The following is a 15,278-nucleotide window of genomic DNA, read 5'->3' as shown; positions in this document are numbered from 1 at the left end:
TCAATTTAGTGAGCCGTGTTACCAAACCCCAAAAGACCTGATTTATCAGGTTGCTCCCAAATTATTTATGAAAAAGTGGCAATTTTCTTCACCTAGATTAATTCTGTTTTAAAAAAACATATTTTTTTTCCTGTTATTAATTTTTTACAAACTGCTTAAGAAGTAAAAAAATATAATCATTAAAAGCATTAAGTTAGCAGGGGTACACATTCATTATTTAGCTCGATATTTAGGCCATATAGAGCGTAAATGGCTGTTCAATACAAAATTTTTCTTGATCTGCTTGCTCGTGAAGCGCGTATTGCTGGAAAATTAGCCACTCCAATGGAGATGATCGTGAAAGTACTTGCAAAACTGGCACTTGTTGCCGTCGTAGGTCTTTTATCTGCTTGCTCAGATGATGATGACCCAGTAATTACCCCAGAACAAACTCAACCTGAAACCTCTGTTTATGACGCAGCTAAAGCAGCGGGCTCATTCAATACACTTGTTGCAGCGCTTGATGCCACAGGGTTAAACGCAACACTAGATGACACGAACAACAAATTTACAGTGTTTGCCCCAACCGACGCCGCTTTCGAGCTATTAGGCACAGACACCATCAACAGCTTACTTGCCGACACAGACACACTGTCGAAAATTCTGACATACCACGTACTTAGCTCTGAAGTGAACGCTGAAACAGCGGTATCATTGGCCGGACAGACGACAGCGACCGTCAATGGTGCAAAAATAGCGCTGTCATTATCTGGTGATAATTTACTTGTGAATACAGCCACTGTTACTCAAACAGACATAAAAACCGACAATGGCATTATTCATGTGATCGACGCTGTATTAACCCCGCCAACAGATGCAACTTCAACTCAAAATATTGCTGAAGTAGCTACCGCAGCGGGTATTTTCACTACATTGCTTAAAGCAGTTGAAACCGCAGGGCTTACCAGTGCACTGACGGGATCTGATGCACTTACAGTGTTTGCGCCAACAGACGCAGCTTTTGCAGCGCTTGGCACAAAAACGATTAATACGTTGTTGGCAAACCCGGACGTGCTTGGCGATATCCTCAAACAACACATTGTGTCTGGCAGCGTTGATGCCATTACCGCAATGTCTTTGAATGGAAAAACTGCAACCACCTTGCTTAACAATCAACAAAGCGTTGCAATTGATACCGCTTCAAACATGCTGAAATTTGCCGGCGTCACCGTGACACAAACCGACATCGCAGCGTCCAATGGCATCATACATGTGCTCGATGCAGTTGTTGTTGGGGATGTTACAGTTCCTGAGTCCCTTGGTTTAATACCAGAAGTGGCGACTTCAGCTGGGTCATTCAACACGCTGATCAGCTTGCTAGGCGCAACAGAGTTAGACCAAGTGTTATCAGATCCCACCGTAAAATTCACGGTTTTTGCACCAACTGATGCTGCATTCGCAGCACTAGGGCAAGAAACGCTCGATGCACTTGGAGCAAACACAGAACAACTAAAAGACATCTTACTGTATCATGTAGTATCAGGACAAAGTGTCATGTCTGATGCTGCATCCGCTATCGCCTCATCAGAATCAAACATGGTTACCATGGCCAACAGCGATATGGCAGCATTGAGCACGGTTAATAGTAAACTCTTTATCGACGATGCGGTCATCAGAACTGCCAACGTTCAAGCAGACAACGGTGTTATCCATGTATTGGACAAAGTCATTATGCCACCGGCGGACAAAGTCGTGTCAGAAAAAACCATTGCTGAAGTCGCCGCTGAAACGGATGATCTATCAACGCTAGTTACCGCCCTCACAACAGCCAATTTAGTAGAGACGCTGTCAAACAAAGAAGCAACGTTTACCGTGTTTGCACCAACCAATAGAGCCTTCCAAAAAATACCTGCAGATACGCTTAATGCCTTACTTGCTGACAATACAGGGCTAACACAAGTGCTTACTCAACATGTACTGGGGCTCGAAGCGTCCGCTATGACTGCATTAAAATTAAATGGCAAGAAAGTAGACACCCTTGCATCAAACATGCTTGATATCAGCGTCGTCGATTTTGCAGGTACCAATAATGGTGAAAATGACGCAGTCGCATACAACTCAAGCAAGCAAATACTAGTAGCAGGCAATGGCAGTGAAAAAGCTGGATTCACGCTTTATACATTTGATAATGACTTAACTTTCGCGCAAAGCCAGTGCAACGACGCTTGCGCAACCGCATGGCCACCAGTGATCGCCACAGAAGCACAAATCGCCAACATACCAGGCCTGTCGTTAATCGTAAGACAAGACAACTCAATGCAAGTGGCTTATTTAGGCCGCCCGCTATACCTTTATGCTGCTGACACAGCAGCTGGCGATATGATGGGCAGTAGCATAGATAACTGGTCTCACGTCATACTACCCACTTCTGGATTGCAAATTGAAGGCAGCAATGTGATTCAAAAAGACATTTACACCGCCAACGGGGTTGTACACTTAATTGACACTGTTATCACGTCGGTTGACTAAATTACCCTTCCTTTGAGTTTGGTATGGCACCCTCTTAAGGCTGCCATACCTTTTTCTACTACATAGCTAAATACAATCAAATTCAAGGGACGCAACCTTATATTTTTGTTCAAATAAAGCAAATGCGCCCAATAGTGCCGCATGAGGAAGCTGGCTAACTCGAATATTCAGCTGTTTACATTGCTCGTACTGTGTAAAAGATGCAAACATACGCTCACCAAATAAATCAAATGCTTGTGTAACAGAACCGCCCATTACGATGACATCTGGATCATATGCCAACTGCATATGAGCAAAAGCAACTCCTAAATGCGTTCCCAATTGTTCAAACAGCTTCAGTGACTGAACGTTGCCAGCTTTTGCCGATAGATACTCTAATTCTCCATCAGTTCCCCGTTGTTTGAAAAATTGACCGCTACAGTAGTCTTCAATCGTCTTACCCAAATAAGGCGCACTACCAAATTCACCAGCCAGCCCATATCGGCCTGTATACAGTTGCCTATCAATAACAATACCGGCACCGAGCCCAGTACCTAGACACACCCCTAATATATTTTTACATGGTGCCAACTTCCCACCGTGCTCACCATAACGATACTCACCATATGTAAAACAATTCACATCATTATGCACCAATACAGGCACATTGAAGCGCTCACATAACACTTGCGATAATTGCACATCACGCCACGCTGGAATGTTGGTCACTTCAAATACTTCACCAGTGTCACTATTCACCACACCAGGGATCCCAATTGCAACGCCTACACACTCTTCTGTAATGGTTTTTCTAACCAGTTCAATGATATAGTCTGTTACTACTTGTTTGCTCCCAGACGCGGGAACAGGATAACGTTTTACACTCGCAATATGCCCTTGCTTTGCGATTCCACATAGGGCTTTAGTGCCCCCTAAATCGATACAGACAACCATCCCTGACATATTTATGCTTCCTGCTCTGCTGATTTTTTCTCAAAAAAACGGATTGTATGATTATTCACGATAGGATTAGATGAATAAGCCACGTGCAACATATAACCCAAGGGCAAAAAGAGCACTAACAATGCAAGTTGCAGTGAACCTGAGACTTGTACTAACAATCCAATGAGTGGAGAGATAATAGCGCCTCCCACAATGCCTGTGCATAAAATCCCTGCAATCGCACTATGGCCATTAGAAAACGAGTTCAATGCTAAAGAAAATAGTGCTGACCACATAATTGATAAAAAGAAGCCCGCTACGGGGAATGCCCAAAGTGCCATGGTTGATGAGCCGAATATCGCCCCCCCTAAACTAACCCCCGCCCCAATACAGAACCACGCCAAAACTTTGCGCACATCGAATAGCTTCATCATTACTAAGCCGACGGCGCATCCTACGGTCAGCATTAACCAAAACTTGCTCACCACACTGGCGCCAACTTGTTGAGCATCCATTCCATGAACTTGCAACATAAAAATCGAAATAGAATTAGCAATACCTTGTTCCAATGCCACATACGCTGCGATGGCAAAGAAATACTTGATCACCACATTATTTTTAAACAGTGCTATGCTTTCAGCCAATGAATATGTCTTTGCGTCATCTTCAGGATGGCGGCGTGATTCAAACCGAGTCATCCCTCCCCAGATAAACATCACTAAGCACAGTGCGGCAAACAGCCAATACATACTCAACCAACTCATGTGTTGCGGTACCAAACTATTTAAAATGCTGCTTGGCTGCTGCGACCACTCAACCAAATTAACATAAACAATCGGAGATAGGGTGGCTCCCGCACCAAATAGCAATTGCGCCACCACAGATAAAACAGCAAAGTGCTCACTGCCACCGGCTCGTCGTAACATGGGGTTAATGGCTACCTGCAAAAATGCCATTGCACTGCCCACCAAAAATAATGCAATCATGGCAAGTTCAAATGTTGGCCAAAAAGCAAATAACAGTGCACCGACCATGGCAATGCAAAAGGCCAAAAGCATGACAAATTTCTCACCCATTCGCTGGGCTAACAGGCCTGCGGGGATAGACATCACGCCATAAGCTGCAAAAAAAGCGAATGGAAAAAAGCCAGCCAACGTCATACCGATAGCAAAACTGTTTATCAATTCAGGAAAAATGGGACCAAGAATATTGGTGATAAAAGAGATCATAAAGAACGTCGCTAGAATCACAAAGACCGCAGGCAAATTCTTATTCATTACTAGTACCTTATTTAATAAAAAGGTGATGGCAAAAATAGGATCCTTTTGTTGGCAGACAAATGATCCAAGGGGAATCCACCATCACCTTAACTCGTCAAATAAGGTTAGTTTGCCGTCAAATAAACGAATATTGAGGCACTTTTCAAACCTTTATCAATACAATTCAAGCTCACAGAAAACCACAAGATAAATTATTCAAAAAATTCCCCATTAAGGGGGCCTATTTATATAGCAAAGAGCCAAAACATAACTGATTTAAATGTAAAAATAAGTTGTTTATTATTTAAATTATAGCGGGTCAAAATATAACTTGGGTGCATCTCTTTCAGTGCAGCATGATGTGAAATTTGAGCTTGATGGAATTTAGATTGGTATCTTAGTCGATTGAGTTATCTGTTATTTTAGTTTCTGAAAAAATGCCATCTGTATTAGAAAATTTAAAGCCCCATATAGGGGCATATTAAGTAAGAGAGAAGCCTGATTGCACAAAGGACGGTTTAAGTGGGCATCACCTTTATACATACTATTTAATTGTAATTACTTGCCCGCTCGTTAATTCAGGTAGCTTGTACGATGGCAGAGAAAACACGGCATGAGGCGTGCCTGCAGCTGCCCAAACAGTCTCATACTCTAGCAAGTCTTCATCTATGAAAGTAATAAGAGGCTCTAAATGACCTATTGGCGGTATGCCTCCGATAGCAAACCCGGTTACAGTTTTTGTAAAGTCAGCGTCTGCCTTACTTAACTTTTCACCCAAACACTGAGCGACTCGTTTTTCTTTTACTCTGTTTTTTCCACTCACCAGCACCAAAACAGGCTTACCACTTTCTTTGCCTTTAAATATAAGTGATTTAACGATTTGGCCCAACTCACAACCAATAGTGATTGCCGATTCATCGGCCGTTCTTGTGCTACCAGGCAACTCAACAACTGAAAATTTGCACCCTGCCGCAATAATTGCATCTTGAACACGCTGTGCACTTTTACTTAAATTCATATCTTTCCTTAATTAATCATTTAATTTAATGCCATTACTCAACTACTCGCTTTCAAAAATGCAATTAATCAAGCATGATCAAGAAAGCTAAGTAGTAAACAATTTTCATTTCCACACACCATGTGGTGAATAAAATTCAATCAATACTGACACATCGCCATTAAAATAGATACTTTTATCATCAATGACTTACTTCACAATCAAATATTAATTTACAGAGTGTAAGTGATTGAATATAAAGCGCTAAAAAAGCCATTAAAAATAAGGAGGAATGTTGTGAGCAGTTTAGTAAAAAGAAAGGCCGGTAGGCCTTTCAGGTTTTAATGATTAAAGGAAATACGTCATTACCAGCGTCCACGAACACCCAATGTAAAGCGACGTTCATAAATGTTCTGGGCGATACGGTTATCTTTCCACTGTGCATACTGTGATTCATATTCTTCCGTTAAGTTACTGCCAGACATGTAAACTGTCAGAGAATCACTAATATCATAACTTGCCGACATATCAATATATGTTGTCGGCTCGGTCCAGATCCCTACGTTACCCATGCCACCCGGCGTCGATACCGTATGTAAGCGTTTAGAACGATAGTTTGCCGCTAACCTAAATTGCAAACCATCTTGCTCATACCATAAAACAGCATTACCGGACTCTTTAGAGTTATCCTCTAATGGCAGCGATTCTCCACCAAACCCTGTCTTACCACTTTCACTTTCTGAATAGGTGTAGTTGAACGCTGCACCAAAGCCACTCCAAAACCCAGGTAAGAAATCAAAAGCTTGTTGATAACTAAACTCAGCACCTTCCATCGTGCCACCAGTGCCATTAACCTGTCCATTTACATTGACATCACGACGAGTCACACCGTCACCATCTTCAGCTGGTATTTGCCATTGCGCTGATTCAATAAACGACTCTAAATCAATCTTGAATAAGGCAACACTCATTAAACCGCTTGAAGAAAAATACCATTCTAATGTCACATCAGTATTGTCTGCACGCCAAGGGTCAAGGTCTGGATTACCCTGCATCTGTGCATCTGTAGCAATCAATAAGTCTGGACTAACGCCCTCTTCAGCTGCAATGTCATCCCCTGCTCGCGCACGGCTAATACTCAATCCCCCTGCAATTGCCTCAAGATCCAAACGTGTCATAGTCTTACCCCATGATGTACGCAAAATCAGATCGTCTCTGAGGTTGAATGCGACATTCACAGCAGGTAAAAAGTCATTGAACGAGCGATCTGTAACAATATCACCACCATCCGTAGCTACCGACCCTGGACAGTTTGAGCAAATAGATTCACCCACCACATTTTGGAGTATATCCAGCTCAGTTTTTATGTATTGAAAACCCACGTTAGCACGATAAAAATCATTGGAAAGATCAGCACTCCAATAAATTGATTGAGTCATTTCCTCAACAGTATATGAACTACCCGGCACACCGCCTTTGATATTGCCCGCGTATAAGGCATTTTGAAACCCAAAATGATCATCGAGCTGGCGAGGATCAATAAAGTAATACTCATCCATAGACGCAGGACCAAAATCACCGCTCTTTGATACCCAACCACTTGGTAAAGCGCTAAAGTTTAGAGGGTTATCTGCGCTTATCGTGATATCCCCTTTTTCCGTATTGAGCTCACCATTGCCATCAGTGTCAAAAGCTGCCAACCCTTGGTCTTTCCACATAACATTGACGGTCCCTTCACCGACTGGATTAGAGAATGGTGCCAATAGTACATATTGCTCGCGAGTCACATCACGCTGACTTGTACGAACACCAAAGGACATTTTTTCTAAATGGCCAAAATCAAACAAATATTCACCATCAAAACGTAAAATGTCTAAATTCGCATCTTCATCATAGTTATTTTCAGAATATGTTGACACAATCGCATAACGGTCGATATTTGATCCAAATACCTCCCCTTGCAATTGCTCCGGACCACGTAGTGTCGGATGTTTTCCGGTATAATTTAGACGCATTGGAACAGGTTCTGGGCCATATCCACCGGGGTTTACCGCTATTGCACCAGTACCATCATTTCGCCTCAAACCATGAGCAAGGCCATTGGTTAAATAACCTTGTGCAACATTTTCTGTGTGGCTACGCGATGCCTCTGCGGTAATAAACCGTACTTTACCCGAAAAGTCGCCATCTCCTTTGTACTCTAGTTCAAAATTAAAGTTGGTCGATTCGCGTTTATTTGTGTGACTTTCAGAGTGCGATACAACACGGGGAGCATGGAGCGTAATATCTTGCGCAGTATACAAATTATGGCCATTATCTAATTGGCCTCGATTGATTGGATCGTGTTGTTCTTGCCAACCCCAATGACCACTCCATGCGTTATCTGCGGTGATCCCTTTTTGACGATCCGCATCGTCCATATCGGTGTAAAACACATCACTGCTCAATGTCCAATTATCACTTAATTGCGCTTGGAAGCTGACCGTTGCACCTAAACGCTCCCGTTCAGTAAAACGGTTCATAATCCCGTAGTTTACATACGTAAATTCGGCATCATCCGAGTCCCCATCGCCATTCATATCGGTCTTCGGGCAGTACCAACAATTTGCTTTTTCATGATTCTCAAATGGCGCGTAACCCCATTTGTCATTTAATGTGCCAAAACGATAGTTGGCAAGGTTTGCCTCATCATATGAAACGGTCGCTAGCACAGCAAACTGGTCGCCATTGTAACCGCCCGACACCATAAATTTAGGATCCGTTTCTTCAGAATAAGAACCTGTGGATGCTTCAAGCAATGCCGCACCACTGAAACCATCCTCCAGATCAAATGGCTTGCGAGTGATCAAATCAACCGTACCGGATATACCGCCCGCTAACGTATCTGCAGTTGGCGACTTCATAACATTCATCGCACCAACCAAACTTGAAGGAATATCAGTAAAATCAGGTTGAACTTCAGTAATTGACCCAGCACTTAAAAATTGCTCGCCATTGAGTAATGTTGTGACTTGAGGCATACCTCGTACATTAATAGTTGATCCCTCACCTGCACTACGTCGGATCTGTATACCAGGTACACGCTGCAGTGAATCAGCAATGGTCACATCTGGCAGCTTACCTATGTCTTCAGCGGTAATTGAATCAACCACGCCATCAGCAAAGCGTTTTGTATTTAAGCTTTTTTCAGTTGAAGCGCGAATACCGCGCACTTCAATGACTTCAACCTGCTCTGCTTGCACACCAGTATCCGCTGCAATAGCACCGAGAGGCAAAATACTGGCTAAAACGGCAAAAGACACCTGCGACAATCTAAATGGAGATAAATTTTGTTTCATCATGATTCTCTCTGATCTATTTTTAATCTGTTTTTGCAAAAGAAAATTAGAGAAAACTCAATACTTAACACCAAGCAAGTACATTGAACTCGTCACTCGATAATGCTGAGCTACTGAAAAAATCACTTAGCTATAATGCTACTTAAAATTAACAACTCTAATTTCATTCACTACCTATTTGAGCAGCACAGGCGTCAAGATGTTTGCATTTTCTATCCCATACAGGTACAAAACTATCAATAAACAGCGCTGTCATCGCAAAATGAGCACTTTTTAGCGTTATACCCGCTGAATTTGAGTGCTTTTTTAGTCAAAATTAAAGTGGTTAGATAAGTATCATGATTGATTTGAAATGTATCACCATATAGTCGATAGGTGATAAATTATTTAATTATATGTAAAAGAAGAATAAGGATAACCAACTTTATCGTTGGAACATTCTCTGAAAACATGTGCTCAAGAAATATTTTAATAACAATCAAAGATAAACATTAAGGATAATATTATGAGAGCGATGTGCGAAAAAATCATTCCCTCAACCAATTGCTCTTGGCGATACTGTTTATATCAATTAAATGAAATTCCATTTAATTGGCATTATCACCCAGAGTATGAGATTTGTCTTACCCTAAACAGCAAAGGGGTTTGCCATATTGGTGATTATATTGCCCCTTTCTCAGACTATGACTTAGTATTGCTTGGACCTGAGCTTCCACATACATGGCAATCAAAGCCAAACATGGATGGCAGTATGCAAAAAGTGTATGTGGCGCAAATACCAGCCCTCTGGTTAGAGCAGCAACTCAGATTAAACAAAGAATTTGAAAGCCTACACACCTTACTTCACAAAGCCAAATGCGGATTAAAATTCAGTAAAAACTTGGCCAAAACATCCGAGCAGCTATTTATCAAAATGGCTGAAGCAAACCCACTGGAACGCTATGTATTATTGTTTAACATGCTTAATCAAATGGCCACAAGTGACTATGACACTCTATCGAGTATGGAGTTTAACTATGCTAATCAACAAGATCCTGCTAAAGATAAATTCGACCGAGTAATTAACTTTATTTATGAAAACTACACAGAGCAATTAAATGCAGACCTACTCGCAGAACAAGCACATATGAGCACCAATCATTTCCATCGCTTTTTCAAAAAACGTACAGAAAAAACAGTGACCGAATTTATTAATCAACTACGCATTGCTAAAGCCTGCAAATTGCTTATCAATTCCAAAGCACCAATTACCGTGATCAGCGACCAATGCGGCTTCAATAATTTATCAAATTTTAATCGCCGCTTTCTTGCAATTAAAGCATGTACACCGAGTCAGTTTCGTTCTCGTATTCAACATAAAGCGCTACTGTAACGCGATGTTAGACCAATCTTACGTTGGTCTAACATCTTCTATGTACTGTCATGATTCAGTTAAAAGTCAGTATCCCCCTTGTAAATTGCGCACCAAACAATCATAAAACCAAGGCAAATTATGCGATTTAAATGGACTTCACGACTTTTTTTTGGATTGGCGCTCTCAACTTCTCATTTAGCATACTCTGAAGAGGGGTGTCGCAAAGGTGACTCTTGTACGATGGTGGTGTACAGCGAGCAATCTGATAAATGGCAAGTTATTAATAAATCTCGCGCCGAGCGGCCATTTAGTCCATTTTCAACCTATAAAATTCCCAATACGCTCATTTTACTTGAGAAAAATAAAATCAATACCAAAGCAACTTACCAAGTAGATACCAGCCAGTATCCTCCGAAAAAGTGGTGGCCAGCCAAATGGCAAGAAGAGGACATCAAATTACGCGATGCATTTAGTTATTCGGTTTTACCCCTGTATCAAACTTGGACCAAGACACTCAGCAAACCAGAAATCAAGACGTTTTTGTCTCAGTTTAATTACGGCAATCAAGATATTACAGGGCCACTGGATAGCTTTTGGCTGAATTCGAGTATGCAAATTTCGGCATTTGAACAAGTCGATTTCCTACACCGTCTAGATAACAAAACTTTGGGGTTAAGTGCACATACTTACCAAACATTTGATGCCATCTTTTTGCAAGAAACCTCCCCAGAACATACCCTATTTGCCAAGACGGGTACTGGCCCCATTGCCAAAAAAACGTATGTAGGATGGTATGTAGGCAAAGTTAAAAACGCACAAGGAACACATTATTTTGCTTTTAATATGTATGCGCCGACATTTAACGACATGGTTAAAGTACGCGTCAAAAAGGCAAAAGCAACGCTCAGAGAACTAGGGGTTTTATAAGCTATATTTGAAACAAAAAGAGGTAACATCGTTACCTCTTTTTGTATAGGCCTAAGCTAACTTCCTAAGTAAACCCTGGGTATTTTGTCGCATGGTACTGGCTACCATGAAGTAACCTATCAACGCCACAAAGAGCGCGCCGCTCGTAGGGCCTAACAGCCAAATGTAGGGATGTAACTTACCTTCCACTTCAAACAGCTCTCTTTGTATGATGAGCAAAGTCACATCACTGACTAACGCAGCAACAAACCCAGCCAATGCTCCGAGCAGTAAAAACTCATATAAAGTAGCTAACTTGATAAGCCGACCTCTAGCACCTAAAGTACGCAAAATCACAATTTCCTGCATACGCTCAGCTAAACTTGCTTGCACCTGAGAAATCAAAACCAACGCACCGCTGGTTAACACAATGGTTAACACAAAGCTGATCGCCAATGAAACTTGCGCAATCATTGACTGGGCTTGCTCCAATCGACTTTTAATATCGATCATACTCATCGTCGGATGTTCCCTTAACAGCTTACTCACTGTTCTTTCATCGCCATCAGCAAACTGCGCGGCGGTGAAATAAGTGACAGGGAATTGTCCGGCAACAACAGGGTTAAAGATCATAACGAAGTTCGGTTTCAGTGAGCCCCAATCCACACTGCGTAAACTGGTTACCTTGGCGTCAAAACTGCGCTCATTCACTAAGAAGCTCAGTGTGTCACCAACTTCAATCCCCATGCCCTCAGCCATCCCTCTTGAGATCGACACCTCAAGATCAGCACTGTTTTGCTCAAACCATGTACCTTCAACGACTTCGTTACCTTCTGGCAATGTCGTCATCCAAGTAAGATTGAGCTCCCGGCCAGCACCGCGTGCTGCCTCTTCATCTTGTTCTTCTCCTTCTTGTTTTGACGCACTGCGAGCAAATTTTTCACCATTTAAGGCATTTGCTCGACCACGGAAAACAGGGAAGAAATCAGCGTGAGAAATATTATTTTGTGCAAAAAACGTTTCAATTCTCTCCACTTCTGACTCGCCGATATTGATCAAAAATGCATTGGGCGCGTCCTCTGGAACCTGCATTTGCCAGTCAGAGATCAAATCATTTTTCAACACAAACAAAAACAACATCAACTTGATAGCCAGTGCGAAGCTTATTAACTGAACCGCATTCGCATTGGCACGTTTTTGCAATGTTGCAATGGCCAAAGACCAGCTGCTACCTGGACTTAGCCCTAACTTTCTCCCAGCACTGAACAAGAGCCTAGACACACCAAATAGCACTAACATGAGGATAGCTGTACCACCAAATAGCAATAATGTCGTTTTTAATTCACCGCTGAAAAACCACATAAGCGCAAAAATAGTGCTCACAGACAACGCCATATGAATGCGGCTCACGGCCAATTTATCACCTAGATTGCGGCGTAATACCCGTAAAGGAGGAATATCAAATAGATCAAGCAACGGTTTTAAAGAAAACATCAGCGCACAGACAACACCAATGGTGATGGCTAAAAACCATGGTTTAACTCCCGCCAGTGGTAGCTGTGTATCCATAAAGTTGGCTAAATAATCCGTTGCGACCGCTTGCAATATGTAGCCAATCACCAACCCAATTGCGACTGAGAATAAAGTGACCATCGACAGGTGTAACAAAAAGATATTGCGAATAGTCGCGCGACTGCCGCCCAAGGTTTTCATCATCGCGACAGGGTCATACTGACGCTCACAATAACGCTTCGCAGACACTGCCATGGCTACCGCTGCCAACATGATCCCAAATAGACCCGCAAGTAATAAAAAGCGCTCCGAACGCTCTAAGTTTTCACCAAGCGGTGATTGGCGATCTTTGATCCCTTGCCATCTCTGGTTATCCCGCATTTGTGGTTTTAGCCAAGCGTAGTAGTTGGTTAAAGTCGCTTCATCTCCAGCGAATAACATGCGATAAAATACTCGGCTACCAGGCTGAACTGCTTGCGTTGCCTCTATATCATTGTAGTTAAGCAGCACTCGCTTGTTACCTGCTAAAGAAAAAAACGGGGCATCAGGCTCATTGACTAAGATCTTGCTGGCCTTAAAAATACCTGCACCAATTTCAACTTCGTCACCAACTGCCAACCCTAAACTATAAAACATCCCCTCGCTGAGCCAAACTTCCCCTTGCTCAGGCACACCTCGAATGTCGTAGTCAGCTTGCTCAAAATTATCCTTGAGTGTCACAAATCCTCTGAGTGGATAACCTTGCGATACGGCTTTGATTGAACCAAGCACCAACTCATCGTTGGCGAATAACATCGAATCAAAAAACATCTGCCTTGCTGTTTCTAATCCCTGACTTTGTGCCTCTGTAATAAACGCTTCATTCAACGGGTGATTACTCGCTAAGCGTCTATCTGCCGCGATAAAGTCTGCCGACTTTTGCTCAATATTGAGACGAATACGCTCAGTCACCGATGACAAACTGAATACCGTCAGTACCGCAAGCGCGATTGCCGCAAAGATTATGGTTAACTCACCCCGACGTAATTCACGCCAAAATAAAGTAAGTGCTAACTTAAACCACATGTACTGTTGCTCCTTCACCATCACGAATTTTTTCTAACTGCCCGCCTTCAATGTGAATAATACGATCGCATTGTTGCGCCAATGCTTCGTCATGGGTAACCAATATCAAGGTGGTGCCATTTTGCTTATTCAGATCAAATAACAACTTTTCTATTAAATGACCGTTTTTACTGTCCAAGTTCGCCGAAGGCTCATCCGCAAAGAGTATTTTAGGTGAACCAATGAATGCACGTGCGATTGCCACACGTTGTTGCTCCCCCCCAGACAATTGCGATGGATAGTGACTGACGCGATGAGATAGACCAACTTTATCGAGTAACTCACTGGCTTGCTGCTTAGCGCCGCTGTCACCGGCCAATTCAGCTGGTAGCATTACGTTTTCAAGCGCAGTCAGGCTTTGTACCAACATAAATGATTGGAATACAAAACCCACTTTTTCAGCTCTCAAGCGTGCTCGTTCTTCTTCATCTAGCTTGTTGAGCGCCGCGCCATCGAGAAAGACTTCGCCAGCAGACCCCGTATCTAAACCTGCAAGTAAGCTCAATAGCGTTGATTTACCAGAACCGGATGTGCCGACGATCGCAACAGACTCTCCCGACTTGACAGTGAAATTGATATCGCTAAGGATATCTAAGTCACCTTCAAAGGTACTGACTGTTTTGTTAAGCCCTTTGACCTGAATAACATTTAACTGAGAAAGTACTGACATGATTCGAATTTTCCTAAAACTTATGCTGTTCCTCGCCTGCCTTTATCAGCCTTTTAGCGCTGTCGCAAACGAAACTAAAATTATGATCATAGGTGATAGCTTAAGTGCGGGTTACGGACTTAAACAAGACCAAGATTGGGTTAATTTGTTACAAAATAAGTACGTTGAACAGAAAAAATCGATCTTATTGATCAATATGAGCGTATCAGGGCAAACCACAGACAACGCATTGCTGAACATTGACGCACAATTAAAAGCCCACCAGCCTAGCCACGTACTGATTGAGCTTGGGGGTAATGATGGTATTCGAGGGTTTCCAATCAAACTTATTCGTAAACACTTAACTCAACTGGTAACAAAAAGCCAGCACAGTGGCGCAAAGGTCGCACTCATGGAGATTCAAATTCCACCTAATTTAGGCCCAAGATACACAAAAATGTTTACGGACAACTACCAGAAAGTCGCCAAAGAGACCGAAGCATACCTAATGGATTACTTTATGGTACCAGTCGCCGTAGACAAAACTTTAATGCAAAATGATAACCTACACCCCAATGAAAAAGCTCAGCCGCTCATTAGAGACTTTATGGAAGCGCAAATTGATTCTTGGTTAGAAAAATCATAACAACCCAAAAAATGACTTAAGTCACAATAACCTATGTACCTAAAACAACATTTTGGGTACAATTTCATTACAAATTAAGTATTC

10 protein-coding genes are annotated in these 15,278 nt (G+C 42.3%); 4 read left to right on the top strand and 6 right to left on the bottom strand.

The window, feature by feature from the left end:
* The first annotated feature begins 330 nt into the window (after positions 1–330).
* A complete protein-coding gene (locus tag N473_RS21185; protein ID WP_063369793.1) occupies positions 331–2,508 on the top strand; it encodes a fasciclin domain-containing protein in 2,178 nt (725 codons plus the stop codon).
* Between the two features lie 66 nt (positions 2,509–2,574).
* Here N473_RS21185 and N473_RS21180 read toward each other — a convergent pair whose 3' ends face one another.
* From N473_RS21180 to N473_RS21165, 4 genes are all read right to left on the bottom strand, one after another.
* Positions 2,575–3,450 (bottom strand): ROK family protein, encoded by an 876-nt coding sequence (locus N473_RS21180; protein WP_081221332.1) that lies wholly within the window; start codon positions 3,448–3,450, stop codon positions 2,575–2,577.
* 2 nt (positions 3,451–3,452) lie between these two features.
* Positions 3,453–4,706 (bottom strand): MFS transporter, encoded by a 1,254-nt coding sequence (locus tag N473_RS21175; RefSeq protein ID WP_063369663.1) that lies wholly within the window; start codon positions 4,704–4,706, stop codon positions 3,453–3,455.
* A 526-nt stretch (positions 4,707–5,232) separates the two neighbouring features.
* Positions 5,233–5,706, bottom strand: coding sequence for a YbaK/EbsC family protein (locus N473_RS21170; protein ID WP_063369662.1), 474 nt, complete (start codon positions 5,704–5,706; stop codon positions 5,233–5,235).
* Between the two features lie 344 nt (positions 5,707–6,050).
* Positions 6,051–9,026: a TonB-dependent receptor gene (locus N473_RS21165; RefSeq protein WP_231099615.1), complete on the bottom strand. Its 2,976-nt coding sequence runs from the start codon at positions 9,024–9,026 to the stop codon at positions 6,051–6,053.
* A gap of 502 nt (positions 9,027–9,528) precedes the next feature.
* Here N473_RS21165 and N473_RS21160 point away from each other — a divergent pair.
* The gene (locus N473_RS21160; protein ID WP_039610608.1) at positions 9,529–10,395 is read left to right on the top strand and encodes an AraC family transcriptional regulator; all 867 of its coding nucleotides are present in this window, start codon (positions 9,529–9,531) and stop codon (positions 10,393–10,395) included.
* A gap of 120 nt (positions 10,396–10,515) precedes the next feature.
* Positions 10,516–11,304 carry a penicillin-binding transpeptidase domain-containing protein gene (locus N473_RS21155; RefSeq protein WP_063369661.1) on the top strand — a complete coding sequence of 263 codons (789 nt, stop codon included), beginning with the start codon at positions 10,516–10,518 and terminating at the stop codon, positions 11,302–11,304.
* A gap of 51 nt (positions 11,305–11,355) precedes the next feature.
* Here the strand turns inward: N473_RS21155 and N473_RS21150 are convergent, their stop codons facing one another.
* A complete protein-coding gene (locus N473_RS21150) occupies positions 11,356–13,860 on the bottom strand; it encodes an ABC transporter permease (protein ID WP_063369660.1) in 2,505 nt (834 codons plus the stop codon).
* Positions 13,850–14,569: an ABC transporter ATP-binding protein gene (locus N473_RS21145; protein ID WP_039610605.1), complete on the bottom strand. Its 720-nt coding sequence runs from the start codon at positions 14,567–14,569 to the stop codon at positions 13,850–13,852. The genes N473_RS21150 and N473_RS21145 overlap by 11 nt, the downstream gene beginning before the upstream one ends.
* Here N473_RS21145 and N473_RS21140 point away from each other — a divergent pair.
* Positions 14,568–15,194, top strand: coding sequence for an arylesterase (locus N473_RS21140; RefSeq protein ID WP_063369659.1), 627 nt, complete (start codon positions 14,568–14,570; stop codon positions 15,192–15,194). The two genes, N473_RS21145 and N473_RS21140, sit on opposite strands and share 2 nt — an antisense overlap.
* Positions 15,195–15,278: the final 84 nt, after the last annotated feature.

The sequence above is a fragment of the Pseudoalteromonas luteoviolacea CPMOR-1 genome, from assembly GCF_001625685.1.
Lineage (GTDB): Bacteria > Pseudomonadota > Gammaproteobacteria > Enterobacterales > Alteromonadaceae > Pseudoalteromonas > Pseudoalteromonas luteoviolacea_K.
This window is presented reverse-complemented; position numbering and strand designations above follow the sequence as displayed.